At 60.3% G+C, this 20,698-nt stretch carries 21 protein-coding genes; 5 read left to right on the top strand and 16 right to left on the bottom strand.

From position 1 onward, the window contains the following. Position 1: 1 nt before the first annotated feature. From ACTJK7_RS27140 to ACTJK7_RS27130, 3 genes are read right to left on the bottom strand one after another with little or no spacing between them, the layout of a single operon-like run. Entirely contained in the window at positions 2 to 175 is a 174-nt protein-coding gene (locus tag ACTJK7_RS27140) for a DUF3094 family protein (RefSeq protein WP_003228304.1), read from the bottom strand. A 51-nt stretch (positions 176 to 226) separates the two neighbouring features. After that, positions 227 to 754, bottom strand: a complete 528-nt coding sequence (locus ACTJK7_RS27135; RefSeq protein ID WP_440780349.1) for an MOSC domain-containing protein — start codon at positions 752 to 754, stop codon at positions 227 to 229. Then, complete coding sequence (locus tag ACTJK7_RS27130; protein WP_007959580.1) at positions 751 to 1,377, bottom strand: DUF1780 domain-containing protein; 627 nt, start codon at positions 1,375 to 1,377, stop codon at positions 751 to 753. Before ACTJK7_RS27130 ends, ACTJK7_RS27135 begins: the two co-directional genes overlap by 4 nt. Positions 1,378 to 1,507: 130 nt before the next feature. Between ACTJK7_RS27130 and ACTJK7_RS27125 the strand changes: the two genes are divergently transcribed. The 3 genes from ACTJK7_RS27125 to ACTJK7_RS27115 all read left to right on the top strand — a co-directional run bounded on the left by ACTJK7_RS27125 (position 1,508) and on the right by ACTJK7_RS27115 (position 2,942). Further along, positions 1,508 to 1,975 (top strand): FAD/FMN-containing dehydrogenase, encoded by a 468-nt coding sequence (locus tag ACTJK7_RS27125; RefSeq protein WP_108563272.1) that lies wholly within the window; start codon positions 1,508 to 1,510, stop codon positions 1,973 to 1,975. Beyond that, positions 1,972 to 2,661, top strand: a complete 690-nt coding sequence (locus ACTJK7_RS27120) for an energy-coupling factor ABC transporter permease (RefSeq protein WP_011335984.1) — start codon at positions 1,972 to 1,974, stop codon at positions 2,659 to 2,661. Before ACTJK7_RS27125 ends, ACTJK7_RS27120 begins: the two co-directional genes overlap by 4 nt. Before the next feature lie 65 nt (positions 2,662 to 2,726). After that, positions 2,727 to 2,942 (top strand): hypothetical protein, encoded by a 216-nt coding sequence (locus ACTJK7_RS27115; protein ID WP_064382081.1) that lies wholly within the window; start codon positions 2,727 to 2,729, stop codon positions 2,940 to 2,942. A gap of 6 nt (positions 2,943 to 2,948) precedes the next feature. Here the strand turns inward: ACTJK7_RS27115 and yacG are convergent, their stop codons facing one another. The 5 genes from yacG to pilB are packed head-to-tail and all read right to left on the bottom strand — an operon-like array spanning position 2,949 to position 7,560. Then, positions 2,949 to 3,149, bottom strand: coding sequence for a DNA gyrase inhibitor YacG (gene yacG, locus ACTJK7_RS27110; protein WP_011335983.1), 201 nt, complete (start codon positions 3,147 to 3,149; stop codon positions 2,949 to 2,951). Continuing rightward, positions 3,146 to 3,769 (bottom strand): dephospho-CoA kinase, encoded by a 624-nt coding sequence (gene coaE, locus ACTJK7_RS27105; RefSeq protein WP_064382080.1) that lies wholly within the window; start codon positions 3,767 to 3,769, stop codon positions 3,146 to 3,148. The genes yacG and coaE overlap by 4 nt, the downstream gene beginning before the upstream one ends. Continuing rightward, complete coding sequence (locus ACTJK7_RS27100) at positions 3,766 to 4,638, bottom strand: prepilin peptidase (RefSeq protein ID WP_064382079.1); 873 nt, start codon at positions 4,636 to 4,638, stop codon at positions 3,766 to 3,768. The genes coaE and ACTJK7_RS27100 overlap by 4 nt, the downstream gene beginning before the upstream one ends. Position 4,639: 1 nt before the next feature. Continuing rightward, positions 4,640 to 5,857 carry a type II secretion system F family protein gene (locus tag ACTJK7_RS27095; RefSeq protein WP_440780352.1) on the bottom strand — a complete coding sequence of 406 codons (1,218 nt, stop codon included), beginning with the start codon at positions 5,855 to 5,857 and terminating at the stop codon, positions 4,640 to 4,642. Between the two features lie 2 nt (positions 5,858 to 5,859). After that, positions 5,860 to 7,560 (bottom strand): type IV-A pilus assembly ATPase PilB, encoded by a 1,701-nt coding sequence (pilB, locus tag ACTJK7_RS27090; protein ID WP_108563271.1) that lies wholly within the window; start codon positions 7,558 to 7,560, stop codon positions 5,860 to 5,862. 226 nt (positions 7,561 to 7,786) lie between these two features. Between pilB and ACTJK7_RS27085 the strand changes: the two genes are divergently transcribed. Beyond that, positions 7,787 to 8,224 (top strand): pilin, encoded by a 438-nt coding sequence (locus ACTJK7_RS27085; RefSeq protein ID WP_064382076.1) that lies wholly within the window; start codon positions 7,787 to 7,789, stop codon positions 8,222 to 8,224. A 298-nt stretch (positions 8,225 to 8,522) separates the two neighbouring features. Further along, complete coding sequence (locus ACTJK7_RS27080; protein ID WP_011335977.1) at positions 8,523 to 8,879, top strand: BON domain-containing protein; 357 nt, start codon at positions 8,523 to 8,525, stop codon at positions 8,877 to 8,879. Between the two features lie 166 nt (positions 8,880 to 9,045). On the opposite strand, the gene ACTJK7_RS27075 is transcribed toward ACTJK7_RS27080, so the two are convergent. The 8 genes from ACTJK7_RS27075 to ACTJK7_RS27040 all read right to left on the bottom strand — a co-directional run bounded on the left by ACTJK7_RS27075 (position 9,046) and on the right by ACTJK7_RS27040 (position 20,493). Beyond that, positions 9,046 to 9,342 (bottom strand): DUF2845 domain-containing protein, encoded by a 297-nt coding sequence (locus ACTJK7_RS27075; protein WP_064382075.1) that lies wholly within the window; start codon positions 9,340 to 9,342, stop codon positions 9,046 to 9,048. Beyond that, complete coding sequence (locus tag ACTJK7_RS27070; RefSeq protein ID WP_323150565.1) at positions 9,342 to 12,293, bottom strand: DUF748 domain-containing protein; 2,952 nt, start codon at positions 12,291 to 12,293, stop codon at positions 9,342 to 9,344. The genes ACTJK7_RS27075 and ACTJK7_RS27070 overlap by 1 nt, the downstream gene beginning before the upstream one ends. Before the next feature lie 109 nt (positions 12,294 to 12,402). Next, positions 12,403 to 13,419 carry a class I SAM-dependent rRNA methyltransferase gene (locus ACTJK7_RS27065; RefSeq protein ID WP_064382073.1) on the bottom strand — a complete coding sequence of 339 codons (1,017 nt, stop codon included), beginning with the start codon at positions 13,417 to 13,419 and terminating at the stop codon, positions 12,403 to 12,405. Positions 13,420 to 13,501: 82 nt separating this feature from the next. Then, on the bottom strand, positions 13,502 to 15,439 hold the full coding sequence (acs, locus tag ACTJK7_RS27060) for an acetate--CoA ligase (RefSeq protein WP_440780353.1): 1,938 nt from the start codon (positions 15,437 to 15,439) through the stop codon (positions 13,502 to 13,504). Positions 15,440 to 15,553: 114 nt separating this feature from the next. After that, a complete protein-coding gene (gene pgi / locus ACTJK7_RS27055; protein ID WP_064382071.1) occupies positions 15,554 to 17,218 on the bottom strand; it encodes a glucose-6-phosphate isomerase in 1,665 nt (554 codons plus the stop codon). 348 nt (positions 17,219 to 17,566) lie between these two features. Further along, the gene (gene panC, locus ACTJK7_RS27050) at positions 17,567 to 18,427 is read right to left on the bottom strand and encodes a pantoate--beta-alanine ligase (RefSeq protein WP_108563268.1); all 861 of its coding nucleotides are present in this window, start codon (positions 18,425 to 18,427) and stop codon (positions 17,567 to 17,569) included. Further along, positions 18,424 to 19,224: a 3-methyl-2-oxobutanoate hydroxymethyltransferase gene (gene panB, locus ACTJK7_RS27045; RefSeq protein ID WP_011335970.1), complete on the bottom strand. Its 801-nt coding sequence runs from the start codon at positions 19,222 to 19,224 to the stop codon at positions 18,424 to 18,426. Before panB ends, panC begins: the two co-directional genes overlap by 4 nt. Before the next feature lie 306 nt (positions 19,225 to 19,530). After that, positions 19,531 to 20,493, bottom strand: a complete 963-nt coding sequence (locus ACTJK7_RS27040; protein WP_440779566.1) for an IS110 family transposase — start codon at positions 20,491 to 20,493, stop codon at positions 19,531 to 19,533. Between the last annotated feature and the right edge of the window lie 205 nt (positions 20,494 to 20,698).

Below are 20,698 nucleotides of genomic sequence, written 5' to 3'. Positions count from 1 at the left end.
CTCATAGCGTCAGGTAACTGATTAAACGGCTCAACAGGCCCAGACCAATGGTCACTGCCAGCACCAGCACCAGGAGCATCCACGGCCGGAATGGCCGGCGCTCGACACGGTGTTGGGACAACTGCAGGTACTCTTCGACATGCTTCTGGTCTTCGGGGTTCAGGCGGCTGGTCATAAAGGCCTCGTCAGGTAGACGTTACTGAATGAGAACACGCTACAGCGGTTTTCAACCGGGATTGAACGCAGCATAGCCACTGTCCGGGACCGGTTCGACAGACACACTGTCCCCGAGGCGAATGATCCCGCTTTGTAACACTCGCGCGGTGATTCCGCCATGCCCGCGCACGGCCTGGAACGTTCCCGGGCCAAGGTTGTTTTGCAGACGCGCACACGGCTGGCACCAGCCTGTGGTTTCGAAAATTGCCTGACCAATGCGAAAGCGCCGCCCCTTGAGGCTGAACAGGTTGATCCCGCTTATAACGAGATTGCGTCGCAGATCTTCAGGCGTGACCGGTTGTTCGGCCGACCGGCCCATCAGGCCGCTGATCACGGCCAGATGTTCCCATTGAATCAGCGTCACCTGCCGCGCACTGCGCACACCGGTCCGCGCGTGGTCGCCGGTGAGCCCGGCTTCCAGCCGCGCTTCCACGGCGTCGAGCGCGAGCATCGGCCCCCGTGATTCGGGGCGCACGCCAATCCAGCGCACGCTTCCGGTCTGCGGAACATCGGCGATCAATTGTTGAAGTGGCGTCACAGGCTGATCCCTACATCGAACACGATACTGCGCCCCAGATTGCCGCGCAGGAAGTCCGGCGCGTCGGGATGGGCGAACAGCACCCGTGCAAAGGTCGGCCCGACCAGCGACAACGAGCGCCAGCCCTGACGCAGGTATTCGGTGGGCGGCGGAAAGTGGCTATTGAGGTCGAGCACTTCGCGCTTGAGGCTGGCGAAGGCAATGATGTCCAGCTCGCCGAGATCCATGCCGCGTTCCTTGTAGTTGTGCGCTTTCTTGCGCAAGGTCGGCGCCAGTCTCAGCAGAAATTCATTGGCCGGAATCCGCCGCGGCTTGGCTTCACGCCGCACCAGTTGGCTGAGGGAAAACGCACTGCGCCGACGTTGCAGCTCATCGCGCCATTCGTCGTTCAGCCGACGACCTTCATCGAGGACGAAAAACACCTCGAAATTGGCGTCGCGAAACAGCACGTCCGGCGGCTCACCGGCCGGGGCGAATTCGTCGGCGCGATAAGGAATGTTCAAGCCTTGCAGCAGGCGCTGGCAGACCCAACGCTCACGCTCCCATTTGCGGGCATTGGACAGAAAGGCGTTGGCTTGCTCGGCCGCGATGGTCAGCAGGCGTAAATAATCTGAGTCATCCATAGGCCCAAGCTTAGCGTTCAATTGCGACAAGCAGAAAGCGTTCGCGCGGCAAAGTGCATCAGTAGGCAGTCCGGAGGGGCGGTGTAGACTGATGGCACCGTGTATCAACGTCGAATGAAAGGGGCTGAATGTGAAATTTCGCTGGCTGTTGTTGTTCGCTGTCGTTCCGCTGTGGGCCCATGCGCTGGAAATCGGCGAGCGGCTGGTACCCTGGACGCTGTTGGATCAGTACGATCAGCCGTTCACTCTCGATAACTCCACTACGACGCTGTTGGTGGCGCGCGACATGGACGGCGCGAAACTGTTCAAGCAAGCCATGGCGGATCAGCCCAAGGGCTATCTGGAGGCGCGGCATGCGGTGTTTGTCGCCGATATCCAGCGCATGCCGGCGCTGATCGCGAAGATGTTCGCCGTTCCGGCGATGCGTGACTACAGCTATCGAGTGCTGCTTGATCGCGAAAGTCGCGTGGCCTCTCGCTACCCCGGGGCCGAAGGTGCGGTGCTCTGGTTGCAGCTCAAGGACGGGCGCTTGCTGGCCCGGCACGAATACACCCAGGTGGCGGAACTGCGCGAGGCGCTGGAGCAGGCGCGCCCATGATCGGCGCCGAGTTGCTGTCGTCCGCAAGCCTGCTACTGGGGTGGCTGGTTTACTTGCCAGTGGTGATTTGGGCGATCTGCCGCGCACCATGGGTCGAACTGTTCAGCGACAGCCGCCGTCAGCACTTGCTGTTCGGCACGGTGTTCGCGTTGTTTCTGCTGTGGCTGGTACGCAGGGATTTCGATACCGGCGTGTCTTACCACTTCATTGGCATGACGGCAGTGACGCTGCTGCTGGACTGGCCGCTGGCGATCGTCGGCGGACTGGTGGCGCAACTGGGACTGGTGCTGTTGGGGCGTCAGGATCTGGTGGCTGTCGGGGTCAACGGCGCCTTGCTGATCCTGTTGCCGGTGCTGATCACCGAATGCGTGGCGATCCTGGTCGAGCGCGCCCAGCCACGCAATCCGTTCGTGTACATCTTCTGTTCAGGCTTTTTCGCCGCGGCGCTGTCGGCGTTGTTCTGCCTGACGCTGAGCCTGACGTTGCTGTGGTACGACGGCCTATTTGCCATGCCGGAATGGCTGGAAGATTTCATCGGTTACCTGTGGTTGCTGATTTTTCCCGAAGCCTTCATCAACGGCATGGTGGTCAGCGCGTTGGTGGTGTTCTGCCCGGAATGGCTGGAGACCTTCAACCGCACCCGCTACCTTTCGGCGCCGTGGAAGGACGACGATCCCAAGTCTTGATCCACATCAAATCCACTCTGCGCGCGGCATTTCATGCTCGGCCAAATTCCTTCAGGAGCAGCGGCATGAGCGTGTACGAGTGGGCGAGGCAGGAAACCCGGCAGAGTCTGGAGATGGCGCAGGAGGTGGGGTTCGATCCGGGCCTGAGCCTGCGCGCCTTGCTCAGTGCGGTGGTGCAGCAGAGCAAGACGGTGCGCAACGCCGAAGACCTGGCCGACGAGTTGCGTTTTCTGGCGGAAAACCTCGACGACGATCAGGACTACGGCTTCATGCGGCCCTGAACGGGATCAGTGACGCGGGTCGAAGTCGCCGGAAAACAGTTCGTCCTCGGCATCCGGGGCCACCGGAATCTTGTGTTCTTCCGACGCCCAGGCGCCGAGGTCGATCAGCTTGCAGCGGTCCGAGCAGAACGGACGGTATTTGTTTTCCGGGGTGAATTCCACGGGCGCGCCGCAGGTCGGGCAGTTGACGGTTGGGGTCTGGCTCATGATTGGCCTCCGGATAAGGTCAGGTAAAAGTGATGCAGGCGCTCGACCTCGCTGTGCAGCCAGGCGAGGTCGCGGTCGTTGACCACCACGTCGTCGGCACGGCTGACGCGGTCTTCGCGGCTGGACTGGGCCTTGAGGATCGCCTGGACCTGCTGTTCGCTGGTCTGGTCACGCTGCAAGGTGCGTTCGATCTGCAGTTGTTGCGGGGCGTCGATTACCAGAATTCGCTGGGTCATCGCGTATTGCCCGGATTCGATCAGCAGCGGCGAAACCAGAATCGCATAAGGCGATTTTGCCAGCGCCAGGTGATGGGCGATTTCTTCGGCGATCAACGGATGCAACAAGGCTTCGAGCCAGCGCCGTTGCTCCGGCACCTCAAAGATCAGTTTGCGCAGGGCTGCACGATCCAGCGTGCCGTCGGCCTGCAACACACCGGGGCCGAAGTGTTCGGCGATCTTCGCCAGCGCCGGACGGCCCGGTTCGACCACCCAGCGCGCCGCGTGATCGGCGTCCACCACGTGGACACCAAGATCGATGAAGTGCTGGGCAGCGGCACTTTTACCGCTGCCGATGCCGCCGGTCAGGCCGAGAATCCAGGGTTTTTCCACAGGGGTATTCATTTCAAACCGACAAACTGCCAATAGAAGCCGGTTATTTGACCACCCCAGAGCAAGGCAATCCAGCCGGCAATTGCCAGATACGGGCCGAAGGGGATCGGCGTCGAGGTCTTCTGGTCGCGCAGCTTGAGCAAAATCACCCCGAGCACGGCGCCCACCAGCGAGGACAAGAGGATGGTCAGCGGCAGAATCTGCCAGCCGCCCCAGGCCCCGAGCAGCGCCAGCAGCTTGAAATCGCCGTGACCGATGCCGTCCTTGCCGGTGATCAGCTTGAACAGCCAGAACACCGTCCACAGCGCCATATAGCCCAGCACTGCGCCCCACAGTGCGTCGTGCAGCGATACGAACAGCTCGAAGCTGTTGACGATCAGTCCCAACCACAGCAGCGGCAGCACCAATACATCGGGCAGTAACTGATGTTCGGTGTCGATCAGACTCATGGCCAACAGGCCCCAGGTCAGCACGATCAGCAGGCACGCCGGCCAGCCGAAACCCAGGTACCAGGCAATGAATGCCGAGAGCAGGCCGCAGGCCAGTTCGGTGAGCGGGTAGCGCTTGCTGATCGGGGCGCTGCAACTTGAGCAGCGCCCGCGCAGGAACACGTAACTCAACATCGGGATGTTTTCCCACGCGCGGATCCGGTGGCCACAGTGCGGGCATTGCGAGTGCGGCAGCATCAGGTTGTAGGTGGGCAATGGCGATTCACCGGGCAGGCCCAGTACATCGTGAGCCTGCTGGCGCCATTCGCGCTCGAGCATTTTCGGCAGGCGCCAGATCAATACGTTGAGGAAACTGCCCACCACCAGCCCCAGCAGGAGGGCGGTGAAGACAAAGGCCAGCGGATAGAGACTGAAGAGTTCGTCGATAGGCATGTCAGATCGCTGAGCCGAGTTGGAAGATCGGCAGGTACATCGCCACCACCAGACCGCCGACGATCACCCCAAGCACCACCATGATGAACGGCTCCATCAGGCTGGTGAGGTTGTCGACCATGTTATCCACCTCGTCCTCATAGAACCCCGCGACCTTGTCGAGCATATCGTCCAGCGCGCCGGACTCTTCGCCGATGGCGGTCATCTGCACCGCCATGTTCGGAAAGATGCCGGTGGAGCGCATCGAGAAATTCAGCTGCATGCCGGTGGAAACGTCCTGGCGGATACGCAGCACGGCGCGCTTGAACACCACGTTGCCGGTGGCCCCGGCCACCGAATCCAGCGCTTCGACCAGTGGCACGCCGGCCGCGAAGGTGGTCGACAGGGTCCGGGCAAACCGCGCCACGGCGGACTTGTACATCAATGTGCCCACCAGCGGCAGCTTGAGAAACCAGGCGTCGCGCCGGTCGCGCAGGGCCTGGGATTTTTTCAGGGCATGGCGGGTACCGAAAAAACCGGCCACCAGCAAACCGAGAATTGCCCACCACCATTGCTGCATGAATTCGGACAGGCTGATGACCATCAAGGTGAAGGCCGGCAGTTCGGCACCGAAGCCGGAGAATACCGCCTGGAACTGCGGCACTACCTTGACCAGCAGAATCCCGGTGACCACCGCCGCCACCAGCACGACGGCGGTCGGGTAGGTCATGGCCTTCTTGATCTTGGCCTTGAGGCTTTCACTCTTTTCCTTGTAGGTCGCAACCCGCTCCAGCAGGGTGTCGAGGGCGCCGGACTGCTCGCCGGCATCCACCAGGTTGCAGTACAACTCGTCGAAATATTGCGGCTTCTTGCGCAGCGCGGCGGCGAAACTGTTACCGGCGGCGACCTCCTGTTTCTCCTCGTCGACCAGTTTGCGCATGGCCGGGTTTTCGAAGCCTTCGCCGATGATGTCGAACGACTGCAACAGTGGCACACCGGCCTTCATCATGGTCGCCATCTGCCGGGTGAACAGGGCAATGTCCTGGGCCTTGATGCGCTGGCCGAAGCTCAGTAGCGAAGCGGACTTCTTGCGTACCTTGCCGGGGTTGATGCCCTGCTTGCGCAATTGGGCCTTGACCAGCGCGGGGTTCTGGCCGCTCAACTCGCCGGTCACCTTGCTGCCTTTGCGGTCCGTGCCTTCCCAGGCGTAGACGCTGATTTTTGCTGCCTTGACCGCCATGTTCAGTCCTTGGTGACCCGGTTGATTTCTTCAAGGCTGGTAATGCCTTGCATGGCCTTGATCAGGCCCGATGTGCGCAGGTCGTTGAATCCGTCCCGACGCATCCGGGCATCGATTTCCAATGAATTGCCCTCGGCCATGATCAGCCGTTGCAGCTCGGGGGTGTTCTTCACCACTTCATAAATCCCCACGCGTCCCTTGTAACCACCGTTGCAGTGATCGCAACCGGCGGGCTCATAGATCGTGAAACTGCCGATGCGTTCCTCGGGGAAGCCTTCCTTGATCAGGGTCCCGCGGGGGATCTCGATGGGTTTCTTGCAATGGCTGCAGAGTTTTCGCGCAAGACGCTGGGCAATGATCAGGCTCACCGAGGTCGCAATGTTGAAGCCGGGAATGCCCATGTTGTGCAGGCGAGTGAGGGTTTCCGCCGCGCTGTTGGTGTGCAGGGTGGACAATACAAGGTGCCCGGTCTGGGCGGCCTTGATCGCGATTTCGGCGGTTTCGAGATCGCGGATCTCGCCGACCATGATCACGTCCGGGTCCTGACGCAGGAACGAGCGCAGGGCCTGGGCAAAGTCCATCCCTTGGCGCGGATTGACGTTGACCTGGTTGATGCCTTCCATGTTGATCTCCACCGGGTCTTCGGCGGTGGAGATATTGATGTCGACGGTATTGAGGATATTCAGCCCGGTGTACAGCGAGACGGTCTTGCCCGAGCCGGTGGGACCTGTCACCAGAATCATGCCCTGGGGCTGTTTGAGGGCGGCCATGTACAGGTCTTTCTGCTCCGGCTCGTAGCCGAGGGCATCAATGCCGATCTGGGCGCTGGAGGGGTCGAGGATTCGAATCACCACTTTTTCGCCCCAGAGGGTGGGCAGGGTGTTGACCCGGAAATCGATCGACTTGCTTTTCGACAGACGCATCTTGATCCGCCCGTCCTGAGGTTTGCGTCGTTCTGAAATGTCGAGGCTGGCCATGACCTTCAGCCGCGCGGCAATACGCCCGGCGAGCTGAATCGGCGGCTTCGCCACCTCCCGCAGAATGCCGTCGGTGCGCACCCGCACCCGGTAGTTTTTTTCGTAAGGCTCGAAGTGCAGGTCGGACGAGCCGCTCTTGATCGCGTCCAGCAGCATCTTGTGAACAAAACGCACCACCGGGGCATCGTCGGCATCGATGCCGCCGAGCGTGTCCTGTTTGCTGTCGTCGACCGACTCGATGTCCAGCCCGTCGAGGTCGACATCGGCCATTTCCTCCAGTCCGGTGGCGTGGGTGTCGAAGAATTTTTCGATGGCGTCGGTGAGCTTGTCGTCCTCGACCAGAATGGCTTCGGTGCTCAGCCCGGTGCTGAACTGGATGTCATTGATCGCCTGATGATTGCTCGGGTCGGAAATCCCCACGAACAGTTTGTTGCCGCGCCGCCAGAGGGGCAGGGCGTGGTGCTGGCGCACCAGTTTTTCGCTGACCAGGCCCTTGGGCTGAGTTTCCCTGTCGAGACAGTTGAGGTCGAGAAATGCCATGCCGAAATGCTCCGAGGCAATCTCGGCGACCTGCCAGCTCTTCACCAGTTTGTTCTGCACCAGGTAGCTGACCAGCGACAGGCGATTGCGCTGCGCCTGTTGCCAGGCTTGCTGGGCACTCTTTTCCGTGAGCAATTCGGCCTGGACCAGTTGTTTGGCCAGACCGCTCAGAGCGATGTCATTCATGGGGTTTCCACGTGCTTGCCGTTCATGACTTATAGCCTAGTCAAGTGACAGCGCCAAACACGCGGGGTGCAGGTGACAAAAAGTGTCAGATAGTGCGGCTACGGGGTGTAGGAAACGGCACGGCGTCCGGATGATGCCCGGCAGACCGGGGCTGCAAGCGCTTGGCACGGGCTGTGCTGAGTACTTTCCAGATCATGAGATTCCGACTCATGCATGGAGCGTGTCTATGAACAAACAACAAGGTTTCACTCTGATCGAGCTGCTGATCGTCGTTGCGATCATCGGTATTTTGGCCACTGTGGCGCTGCCCCAGTATTCCAAGTATCAGGCGCGGTCGAAGGTGACGGCGGGGTTGGCCGAGATCAGTGCGATGAAGGTGCCGTTCGAGGACACCATCAACCAAGGTACCGCTCCGGATATAACCAATGTGAATGGCGGTACAGCCGCCACCTCCAACTGTACGTTGACGGTTACAGGCACCGCGGCGACTGGCGCTGGCACCATTACATGTACGCTGGTTAATGCACCAGGTCCGGTGCTGGGTAAAACCATTACGCTCACCCGCTCTGGCGCGGCCACCGGTGCCACGTCGGGTGTCTGGACATGTGCTTCTACGGTCAACAATGAATACGCGCCGAGAGGTTGCCCTGGCAGCGGCGCTTGATTCTCAAGCGATACAGCAAGAGATGCCCTGCTTTGCGGGGCATTTTTTATGGCGCGAGACTTCACAAAAGCTTCAATAATTTCAGGGTGTTAGGAACTTTCCGAAAAGCCGCAACTTGCATGTAAATATTGGCCATGTCATGCAAATTGCATGATTCCGGAAATTTCTGTTTTGGTTAACTTGTTGAATTTAAAGGATATTTTTAATTCGAAAAAGTTGGCACAGTGTTCGCAATTACCTCGGTAACCCTGCTGACAAGACAACCAGCAGACTTTCCAGAAAAACAGGAGTTACTCGTATGAAGAAGTTCGCTATCACTGCCGCTGCTGCTACCGCGCTGACCCTGACCATGGCCTCCGGTGCATTTGCTCAATCGACTCAGACCACTCAGGCGCCAATGACCCTGGCTGCCGGTGAAGTCACCAAGGCTAAAGAAGCTACTTCCGATACCTGGATCACTACCAAAGTCAAAAGCGACCTGGTAACCGAAAAAGGCATTCCTGGTACCGACATCAAAGTCGAAACCAACAAAGGTGTGGTTTCCCTGTCCTCTGACGTAGCGATCACCGAGGCTCAGAAAACCACCGCCGTGAACATCACCAAGAAAATCAAAGGCGTGAAAGCGGTCTCCGCTGACGGCCTGAAAGCCGAGTAAGGCAAGACTTCTCGCCTGGACCGGGAGAAGACGCGACAGGCGGGCCGAGCAATACGTCTGCCGCACTTTAGAGTTCATGCGAACGGCCACACGGATTGTGGCCATTACAGGCCCCGGCACATGTGTCGGGGCCTGTTCTATTTCAGAGGAGGAAAAAGCGCGGAGGTCAGTTGCCGCGTTTGCTGTTGATCTGCTTCAGGCGACTGCCTTCAAAGCGCAGGTATTGATACATGCCGTTGCTCGGGCCGTAGGTCCATTCCTCGACCTGAAACTCTTCGCGACGGTTGGCGCTGCGTTTGTAACCGAGCAGATCGCGACTGACCGGCTCGCCGCATTTTTGCAGCACCTCGCTGGCACGGTCGCCTAGGCTCACCAACTGGCTGCCGCAACGCAGGGTATCGGACGCCGCAGCCTGGCTGGCGATCAACGTCAGCCCCAGTGCAGCCAGCCATTTGCAGTTCATCACTCGGCATCCAGATGCATTTGCGTCACCACGCGGCCGTCGCTCTCCGCTTCGCCGAGATTGGCGTCGATGAAGTACACGCGATCGTCGGCCAATTGGCCTTTGTCCACCAGGTAGTCCTTGATGCTGCTGGCACGGTCCTGACCGAGCTGGCGCAGCAGCACATCGCTGGAACTCCAGAACTTGATCACGTCGGCGCGCATTTTCGCGGTGCGCTCTTCCTTGCCCAGATCCTTCCATTCGGCCGGTGGCTGGGTTTTCAGGCGAGTGCGATAGATGCCCTCAAGCAGCGGGCCTTTTTCGTTTTCCGGTACCTGGATCAGCGAAGCCTGAGCCGGCACCTTGTCGCCGCGGCGCTGGAGCATCTTGTAGTAGTTGTACTGGTATTCACGTTCCAGGCGCTGTTCGGCGAGCAACGGGCCATCACTGCTTTTTGCCGCCGTGCCTTCGATTTCCAGGCGCAGGGCGGGACGCTCCTTCAGCGCTTGTGACAGTTTCACCAGCGCCGCTTCGGCATCTTTGCTCAGGTCGCTGGAACCCGGTGCGAAGGACACGGTGCCGAGGTCTTCCGAGCCGCCACCGCTGACAAGACCGCCAATCAGCTTGAACGGTGCGGCGGCGGCCTTGACGATCAGGTTGCGCAGGGTCTGCCAGACAATCGGCATGACGCTGAATTGCGGGTTGTTCAGGTCACCGGTGACCGGCAGTTCGATGGAGATCTTGCCATCGACGTCCTTGAGCAGGGCGATCGCCAGTTTCAGCGGCAGGCTCACGGCATCCGGGCTGTCGACTTTCTCACCCAGTTGCAACTGCTCGACCACCACTTTGTTCTCGGCCTTGAGCTGGCCTTTGGTGATCAGGTAATGCAGGTCGAGGTTGAGCCGGCCCTTGCGGATCCGGTAGCCGGCGAACTTGCCGGAGTATGGCGTCAGGGTTGTCAGCTCTACCCGTTTGAAGCTGGTAGCAATATCGAGGCTGGCCATCGGGTCGAACGGGTTGACCGCGCCCTTGATGGTCACTGGCGCATAGCGGTCGACCTTGCCCTTGATGTCGACACTGGCCGGTTTCGCCTGACGGCTGTCGATGGTACCGATCTGGCCGTTGAGCTGCTGAACGGCGGTGGCGAAGTTCGGGGTCAGGCTGAAGTCGGCGAAGTTGGCCGAGCCGTCGTTGATCGCGATGCCGCCGATGTGAATACCCAGCGGTTTGTCATTGCTCGCCGGTTTCGCCGCGGCGGTCTTCGCCCCGGAATCGGCCGGCTGCGGGATCAGCAGGTCGTCGATGTTGGTGGTGCGGTCATCGTTGATCATGAACCGTGCATACGGCTGGAACAGGTTGACCCTGTCGATCGACAGGCTGTCGCCGTGCTGATAGTTCAGGCCTTCGACCACCACCTGCTGCCATTTGAGGAAATCGCGGGTTTTCAGGGTGTCGAGGGTGTGCAACTGATCGATCTGAGCACGACCGGTGACGCTGAGGGCCAGCGGGTCAGTGCTTTTCAGGTTCACTTTGAGGTCGCTGCCGAGCATGCCGCTGCGCAGTTCGAGACGAATGAACGGGTTGATGTAGGACTGTGCGACCCGCAGGTCGATGTCCTGGGTTTTCACGTTGAGCTGTGCGGTGACCGGGGCCAGGTTGACCACGCCGTCAGCGCTGATCCTGCCTTGCTTGCCAAGGCCGGAGTCGAGCCTGAGGTTGAAGGGCGAGCCGTTGAGGCTGTCGAAATTCTGCAGATCGACGTTCAGCGGCGTGACATCCAGCGTGACTTCCGGCTTCGCCGAGCGGTCGGCCAGATGCACTTTGTAGTCACGCAGTTGCACGTCCTTGACCAGCACTTGCCACGGCTTGCTCGGCGCGGTCGGCTCGGGTTTCGGCGAGTCGGCGGCCGCCGGGGTGCTTTTCGGCTCCGCTGCAGCTTTGGCAGCGGGTTTCGATGGTTGGCTGGCGAACAGTTTTTGCCAGTCCAGTTGGCCGTCCGCTTCCAGCGCCGCCCAGGTTTCCAGTTTCTGACTGCGGATCTTGCCGACCACCACTTGCTGCTTGGCCAGGTCCACCGTGGTGTCGCTGACGTCGAGACGTTCGAGTTTCGCCAGCGGGCGTCCGTCCGGTGCCTTGATGGCGAACGGCGCGATATTGACCGCCACATTGCTCAGCAGCAGTTCGGTTTCCTTGGACAGGTTGAGCTTGTAATCGGTGCTCAGGCTGACGACCCCGTTTTCCAGCACCAGTGGCACGGCATCACGCACGTAGGGCCAGAAGGCTTTCATCTGGCCGTCGGTGATCTTGAGGGTGCCCTCGGAGGCGATCGGGATCAGGCTGAAGTTGCCTTTCCAGTCGATCTGCCCACCGGCCGGGCCGATCGCGACGAGCGTCATGTCGGCGTTGTCTTCGGGCAGGGTGCTGAGGTTTTTCAGCTCGAAGTCGAGCTTGTCGTAAAGAAATTCGATCGGCTCGCTGGGGCGCGCATCCACGAAGTGCAGGTTGCCGCCGGCCAGCTGGATCCGGTCGATGCGCAGCGGAAACGGTTTGGCGTCGGGATCGGCCGGGGTTGGCTCGCTCGCGGGGAGCTTGAACAGGCCGAGGAGGTTGAGCTGACCGTCCTTGGCGAACAGGATCTCGGTCCTGGATTTTTCCAGTTCGATGTCGGACAGATGCAGGGCCTTGGTCCACAGGCTGTCGAGTTGCAGGTTGGCGTACAGACGTTCGAAGCCGACCTGTTCCTTGCCCGGCTCGCCGATCACCAGGCCCCACAGCGTGAGTTCCAGGCTGAACGGGTTGAGTTCGATACGCTGCAGATGCGCGGGGACCGTGGCGTAGTTGGCCAGTTGCTGGTTGGCCACCCTGAGTGCAATGCCCGGCAGAATCAGGAACCCCAGCAGGCTGTAGAGGGCCAGAGCAGTCAACAGGGCGCCAATCGCGCGAATCAATCCTTTGGGCATGTGCGGCTTCATCTGTCTGAATCGGAGTGCCTTGGAGTATGGCACGCGATTCCGGTTCCGAAGCAAATGCCGGCGCTCAGGATTGTTCAGATTTTTCCGTGGGAAATTTCCTGCATTGCTTTTAAAGCTGGAGGATCAGGGTCTTCAGCGGTGGCTGCTGATCCAGCGACGGGAAGTCCCGACCCGGTGTCATCACGCTCCATTCTCGTACCGGTCGCCCGGCTTTTTCGGCGCAGCGCAGCACCTGCTCGCGCCAGTCGTCCATGCTGACTTTCGCCAGATTGTTGCAGCAAATCAGCACGCCATTCTCGGCGGTGGTCAGCAGGGCTGGCTTGAGCAGGCTTTGATAATCACGCAGCAGGTCAACGGTGCCGAAGGCGCTCTTGGCCCATGCGGGTGGGTCGAGCAGCACCAGATCGTACTGGCGCTGTTCGAGGCGCTGATAGCTCGGCAATTTCTGCCCGCGACGCTGGCTGATCGGCAGGCCGGCCAGTTGGCGGATCGCCGGGAAGTAGTCGGACTGGATGAATTCCATGGTCGGCAGTTGCGGATTGAGCTGACCGTTCTCGCGCCCCACCGCCAGATTGCCCTCGGCGAAATCCAGGTTGCACACCTCGCGCGCACCGCCGGCCGCTGCGCTGAGACCGACGCCGCAGGTGTAGGCGAACAGATTGAGCACACTTTTACCCTTGGCGTGATCCTTGACCCAGCCGCGGGTGTTGCGCAGGTCGAGGAACAGCAGCGGATCCTGCCCGGCGTGACGTCCGCGCACGCGATAGTTCAGGCCCCATTCGTGGCCGACCAGATCGGCCAGCGCGGCGTCGTCGGCGCGGTAGACGCTGTCTTCACGATCGATCCGCGAGTTGCCACGGGAGCGGTCGTTGTAGACCAGCAGGGTTTCCAGACCAAGAGTCTGGTTGACCATGGTGTGCAGTTGCAGCAGGTCTTCACGCGCCAGGGTCTGGTGGAAACTTTGCACCATCAGTTGCGGGCCGTAGCGGTCGATGGTCAGGCCGCCGGCACCTTCCTGGCTGCCGTGGAACAGCCGATAGCAGTCGGTGCCCTGACTGTGCAGCTCGGCGAGCAGATCCTGGCGTTGGTCGAGGGCGGCGCGCAGCGCCAGGTTTAAGGAAGACATGCGGGCGCCTTGCTGGAGGGAATCGGGGCGCGGGAGTTTAGCAGCAACTTGGCGGCAAGCGGCGAGCTTCAANCCGCTGCTCCTATTGGTTCAAGCGTTTATCGATCAAGCCCTGCACCACGCTCGGATCCGCCAGGGTTGAGGTATCGCCGAGGCTGTCGAGCTCGTTGCAGGCGATCTTGCGCAGGATCCGCCGCATGATCTTGCCCGAGCGGGTCTTCGGCAGTGCCGGGGCCCACTGGATAAGGTCCGGTTTGGCGAAGCTGCCGATTTCCTTGCTGACGTGGGCCAGCAATTCTTTCTTCAGTTCATCGTTGGGCTCGGTGCCATTCATTGGTGTGACGAACGCATAAATCCCCTGACCTTTGACGTCGTGGGGATAACCGACCACGGCGGCCTCGGCGATGCTGTCGTGCAGCACCAGCGCGCTCTCCACCTCGGCGGTGCCGATGCGATGGCCGGAGACATTGATCACGTCATCGATGCGCCCGGTGATCCAGTAATCGCCGTCCTCGTCCCTGCGGGCGCCGTCGCCGGTGAAGTAGTAACCGGGATAGGGCTTGAAGTAGGTGTCGACCATGCGCTGCGGATCGCCGTAGACGCTGCGGATCTGCGCCGGCCAGCTCGACTTGATCGCCAGCACGCCGCTGCCAGCGCCTTTGATTTCCTTGCCGTGCTCATCGAGCAGCACCGGTTGCACGCCGAACATCGGCTGGGTGGCGCAGCCCGGTTTGATCCGTTGGGCGCTGACCAGCGGGCTGAGCATGATGCCGCCGGTTTCGGTCTGCCACCACGTATCGACTATCGGGCAGCGTTGTTCGCCTACGACGTTGAAATACCATTCCCACGCTTCCGGGTTGATCGGCTCACCGACACTGCCGAGCAATCTGAGGCTTTGTCGCGACGTTTCCTGCAAGGGGCCGGCGCCTTCACGCATCAGTGCGCGCAGGGCGGTGGGGGCGGTGTAGAAGATGTTGACCTTGTGTTTGTCGATCACCTGCCAGAACCGCGAAGTGCTCGGGTAGCTCGGCACGCCTTCGAAGATCAGGGTGGTCGCGCCGTTGGCCAGCGGGCCGTAGACGATATAGCTGTGGCCGGTGACCCAGCCGACGTCGGCGGTGCACCAGAACACTTCGCCATCGCGGTAGTCGAGGACGTACTTGAAGGTCATCGCCGCTTGCAGCAGGTAACCGCCGGTGGTGTGCAGCACGCCCTTGGGTTTGCCGGTGCTGCCGGAGGTGTAGAGGATGAACAGCGGGTCTTCGGCGTCCATCGGTTCCGGCGGGCAATCGTTACTGACGTCGTGCACGGCCTGGTGATACCAGAGGTCGCGGCCTTCGACCCAGTCGACTTTATTCTGGGTGCGCTCGACCACCACGACGGTGCTGACATTCGGGCAACTCTGCAGAGCCTTGTCGACGTTCTGTTTCAGCGGCACGAATTTGCCACCGCGCACGCCCTCGTCGGCGGTGATCACAGTGCGGCAGTCGGCGTCGAGAATGCGGTCGCGCAATGAGTCCGGGGAGAACCCGCCAAACACCACCGAATGAATCGCGCCGATCCGCGCGCAGGCGAGCATCGCGTAGGCGGCTTCGGGGATCATCGGCATGTAGATGCAAACCCGGTCGCCTTTCTTTACGCCACGGCTTTTCAGCACGTTGGCCAGGCGGCAGACGTGGTGATGGAGTTTGCTGTAGGTGATTTGTGTCGATTCGGCGGGGTCGTCGCCTTCCCAGAGGATGGCGGTCTGATCGCCACGCTTTTCCAGATGACGGTCAATGCAGTTGTAGCTGACGTTCAGCTTGCCACCGGCGAACCAGGCGGCTTCGCCGGTCTTCAGGTCATAGCGCTGGACGGTCTGCCACGGTGTGCTCCAGTCGAGGAAGCGTGTGGCCTGTTCGGCCCAGAAGGTGCTGGGGTGTTCAATGGATTCGCGGTACAGGCGCTGGTAGTCGTCCTGACTCAACTGTGCAGCCCGGCGGACGGCATCGGCTTTGGGGAACGTGCTGATATCGAACATGACGGTTCCTTATTCTTGTTGTGCGACAAGGATAAAGATGCGCCGAGAGCGTGGAGGGTTCAATACCTGTAAACAAACACCCCCTCATGGCGAGGGGGTGTATTCAAGGCTGGATCAGCCGCGGTGACGGCCGCGGAAGTAGTTGATCAGGCCCTGGGTGGACGCGTCTTCAGCGGCGGTTTCTTCGCTGCCGACCAGACGGTTGTAGACGCCCTTGCCCAGTTCCTTGCCCAGTTCCACGCCCCACTGGTCGAAGGCGTTGATGCCCCAGACCACGCTTTGCACGAAGACTTTGTGTTCGTACATCGCCACCAATGCACCGAGACGACGCGGGCTGATGCGCTCGACCACCAGGGTGTTGCTCGGACGGTTGCCCGGAATCACCTTGTGCGGTGCGAGTTTCTGCACCTGGTCTTCGCTCATGCCCTTGTCGCGCAGTTCGGTTTCGGCTTCCGGCAGGGTCTTGCCGAGCATCAGCGCCTGGCTCTGCGACAGGCAGTTGGCGTACAGCCACTGATGGTGGTCGGAGACCGGGTTGAAGCTGACGATCGGCACGATGAAGTCCGCCGGGATCAGTTGGGTGCCCTGGTGCAGCAGCTGGTGATAAGCGTGCTGACCGTTGCAACCGACGCCGCCCCAGATCACCGGACCGGTATCGGTCGACACCGCGGTGCCGTCCTGACGTACGCTCTTGCCGTTGGATTCCATGTCCAGCTGTTGCAAGTGCTTGGTGATGTTACGCAGGTAGTGGTCGTACGGCAGGATCGCGTGGCTTTGCGCGCCCCAGAAGTTGCCGTACCACACACCGAGCAGGGCCAGCAGCACCGGCATGTTCTGTTCGAATGGCGCGCTCTGGAAATGCTGGTCCATGGTGTAGGCACCGGACAGCAGTTCCTTGAAGTTGGACATGCCGATGGCCAGCGCGATCGGCAGACCGATGGCCGACCACAGCGAGTACCGACCGCCGACCCAGTCCCACATCGGGAAGATGTTCTCTTCGCGGATACCGAAGGCCACGGCTGCCGCGTTGTTGCTCGATACGGCGATGAAGTGGCGATACAGCTCGGCTTCCGAACCGCCCTGAGCCAGGTACCAGGCACGGGCGGCCTGAGCGTTCTTCAGGGTTTCGAGGGTGTTGAACGATTTCGACGAAACGATGAACAGCGTGGTCTCGGCGCGCAGTTTTTGCGTCAGCTCGTGGAACTCGCTGCCGTCGATGTTCGCCAGGTAATGGCAACGCACGCCTTTCTGGGCGTAGGACAGCAGGGCTTCGGAGACCAGCTCGGGGCCGAGGAACGAGCCACCGATGCCGATGTTCACCACGTCAGTGATCGGCTTCTCGGTGTAACCGCGCCACAGACCGTCGTGGATGCGGCCCACGAGATCGGTGATCTGGTTCAGCACCTTGTGTACTTCAGGCATCACGTTGACGCCGTTGACCGACAGCTTGTCGCCGACCGGGCGACGCAGGGCGGTGTGCAGCGCCGGGCGGCCTTCGGAAGAGTTGACGATTTCGCCATCGAACAGCGCCTTGATCGCGCCTTTGAGATCGACTTCATTGGCCAGACCCACCAGCAGGTTGCGGGTCTCGGCGTTGATCAGATTCTTCGAATAGTCGAGAAACAGTCCGCAGCTGCTGAGAGTGAACTGATTGAAGCGCTGCGGATCGGCGTTGAAGGCTTCGCGCATGCTGAAATCCTGCATGGCTTGGCGGTGATCTTTCAACGCTTGCCAGGCAGGCAGAGCGGTAACGTCATGAGGAGTGCGGTAGTACGCCATCGCTGCGGTTTTCCTTTTTACTTGAACGGCCTTTTGAACACTGAAAAGACCTCCCCGCCATGTTTGGGCGAGGGGGCAACTGCGTCGACACGATTACTTTGGCGCAGGGCGAATACAGTAAACCCAGCGCCGCGATCTGTCTTGGCTTTGTCTGACCTGTTTTCGGTACTTTTTTAACATTGATAACAGACGGGGCCGACAAACGGCGGGTAATGCGAGCAGTCCCTGCTATTGGTGTCGAGTCGAACGGCGGGAGTTTGCCCGATGGGCAGGTGCTCAGCAATACGGTCTGGAAGTGCGTGCAAACGCTGTGGGAGCGGGGGGGGCTCCCACAGCGTTTGCCGGTGTTCAGGCGGGGGTATCGAGATTCAAGTGCAGGTTGTCGATCAACCGGGTGGAGCCTAGGAAGGCCGCGACCAGAATCACCAGATCGCGATCCTCGGCCGTTGCCGGACGCAGGGTCAGGGCGTGGCGGATTTCCAGATAATCCGGACGCAGGCCGGCAGCTTCCAGTTGCTGGCGTTGCGCCTGGATCAGGGCAGGGAAGTCGCGCTCGCCCTGCTTGATCGACTCGGCAATGCTGCTCAGGGTGCGATAGACCACTGGCGCCACGGCGCGCTGTTCTTCACTGAGGAAACCGTTGCGCGAGGACAGCGCCAGACCGTCGGCTGCGCGTACGGTCGGCTCGCCGATGATCTGGATCGGCATGTTCAGGTCGTGTACCAGCGCGCGGATTACCGCCAATTGCTGGAAGTCTTTCTGGCCGAAGATCGCCAGGTCCGGCTGGACCATGTTGAACAGTTTGCTGACCACCGTCGCCACACCTTCGAAGTGCCCCGGACGGCTGGCGCCGCAGAGTCCTTCGGACAGTTGCGGCACGCTGACCCGGGTCTGACCGGCCATGCCGTCGGGATACATTTCTTCGACAGTCGGGGCGAACAGCAGATCGCATCCGGCTTCCAGCAGTTTTTCCTGATCTGCCGCCAGGGTACGCGGGTATTTGTCGAGGTCTTCGCCGGCGCCGAACTGCAGCGGGTTGACGAAAATGCTCGCGACCACAAAGTCCACGCGCTGAGTGGCTTTGGTGATCAGGGCAATGTGGCCGCTGTGCAGGTTGCCCATGGTCGGCACGAAGCCGATGCGCTTGCCTTCACTGCGGGCGCGCGCCACGGCGGCGCGCAGTTCACGTACGGTTTTGACGGTGTTCATGCAGAGAATCCGTGTTCGATCCCGGGGAAAGTGGTGGCTTTGACTTCACTGACGTAAGCCTTCAGCGCGGACTGGATGCTGTCCTGACCCTGCATGAAGTTCTTCACGAATTTTGGCACACGGCCGCTGATCGACAGACCGAGCATGTCGTGCAGTACCAGCACCTGGCCGTCGGTGTCGCTGCCAGCGCCAATGCCGATCACCGGAATCTTCACCGCTTGGGTGATTTCAGCCGCCAGTTCGCTCGGCACGCATTCAAGCAGCAGCATGGCCGCGCCGGCCTGCTCCAGGGAGATCGCGTCGGCGCGCATCTGGCGTGCCTGGTTCTCGTTGCGACCCTGCACTTTATAGCCACCGAGAATGTTCACGGCTTGCGGGGTCAGGCCCATGTGAGCGCAGACCGGCACGCCGCGTTCGGCCAGCAGGCGGATCGAGTCCGCCAGCCACAAGGCGCCTTCGACCTTGACCATGTGCGCGCCAGCCTGCATCAGCAGGGCACTGTTGGTCATGGTTTGCTCGAGGGTGGCGTTGGCCATGAACGGCAGGTCAGCCAGGATCAGGGCATCAGAGTTGCCGCGTTTGACGCTGGCAACGTGGTAGGCCATTTCTGCGGTGGTCACCGGCAGGGTGCTGTCGTGACCCTGCAGGACCATGCCGAGGGAGTCGCCCACCAGCAGCACTTCGACACCGGCCTCGTTGCAGGCGTGGGCGAAGGTCGCGTCATAGCAGGTCAGCATGGTGATCTTTTCACCTTTCTGCTTGAGGCTCTGGAGCGTGGTCAGGGTGATGGCTGGCATGTAAGAAATCCTCGTTCAGGCGCTCTGGAAACTACTGCGAGTAACGCGCGTGATTCGTCATCTATTCAGGCGCACGCTCTTTTGTCGTGCTTATAAGGCCTGGATTGCGCCCTTGTATGCCGGGTTGGCGGCAGCGGGACGCCTATAGTCGTGATGAGGCCTCAGGAAGTCAATTGCATGTGTTACCGCATTGTTACGAGGGGAGTGTTACCGGCGTTACTGATGCGATTCAGCGGGCCGGCGGGCCTGATCTGCGGGGTTTTGTCCTACAAAACCCGGGATTTGGACAGGTCGATGTGGGAGATTCTATGTTGCAGGGGAACCCTGCAACCTTAAATTGGGTTGGTATTCGCTCTGATTTTTCATGAGGGCGAATGCCACCCGGCAAAGCTTACGGGCGAGGATGACCAAAGCCTGAGTTCTGGCTAGACCTCTTGCCAGATAGGATTCATAGAACGGTTTCCAAACAGGGGACCGACAAGCTGCCATAGCTGCATTGTGTGCAAGACGCCGTAATTCTCCGTCACCTTTTTTGCTCAAGTGGCGAGGACTGTGTTTCTTGCCTGAGTCCTTTGCCTTCAAATCCATTCCCAGAAAGGCGATGAACGCATCGGCGCTGGCGAACTCACCTCGCATATACGTAGTTGCCAAGCCCGTTGCCGTGAGTTCACCAATCCCTTCAATCGCTTTGCAGCGTCTGATGTTTTCGCTAATGCCGGCCTCTTGGCTGACTTTGCGGAGTAATTCCTGAATGGCTTGATCAAGCTGTTTGAAATGCTCCAACCCACGGGCCAAAAGATCTTCAAGGAGAGGTTCGTTTGACCAGCTCAGCATGATACTGACTCGGGCCTTCATCAGCTGCGCACGCTTGTTAAGCAGACTTTTCAACACCGTGTAGTGCCGTGGTGGTGGGCTCCAGACCCGCAGCCGGTGCTGTTCACTGGTTAGATAACGCGCCAGAAGACGTGCATCACAAGGGTCGGTTTTTGCACGCTGACCGATGCTTTCGCGGTAATGGCTCACCCGGTAAGGGTCCACGACGTAAACCCGATGCCCCATACCATGGGCCAGTTCGGCCGTGTCCAGGTGGTAGAGATTAGTGGCTTCCAGAGCGATCGAGCTTTGTGCGGGCAAGGTCTTCAGCCAACGACCTACAGACGTGCGGTCATTGTTGATGACCTGGGTAATTTCCAGATCTTCGCGATAAACAACGATTTCGGCCTTGGCCACATCGACACCAATCACCGTTGGCGAGGTAAGGATTGTCATGACGAATCCTCGGAGCTAGGGTTTAAGAGCTTGTCGGGGTCTACCGTAGCGCTGGCTTGCCTCTATCGTCGGTTTTACCGATGAATTCCTTATCGGCGCTTTAGGTAGAAAGGGCGGGACGAGAAGTCTCCCACGGTCCGTACTGGCTAGAGTCGGAATCGAGCTTTTAGTCCCGCCCACCCCTTCAAGTCTAAACATACAAGCG

Source organism: Pseudomonas sp. 22085, from assembly GCF_052045815.1.
GTDB lineage: Bacteria > Pseudomonadota > Gammaproteobacteria > Pseudomonadales > Pseudomonadaceae > Aquipseudomonas > Aquipseudomonas glycinae.
This window is presented reverse-complemented; position numbering and strand designations above follow the sequence as displayed.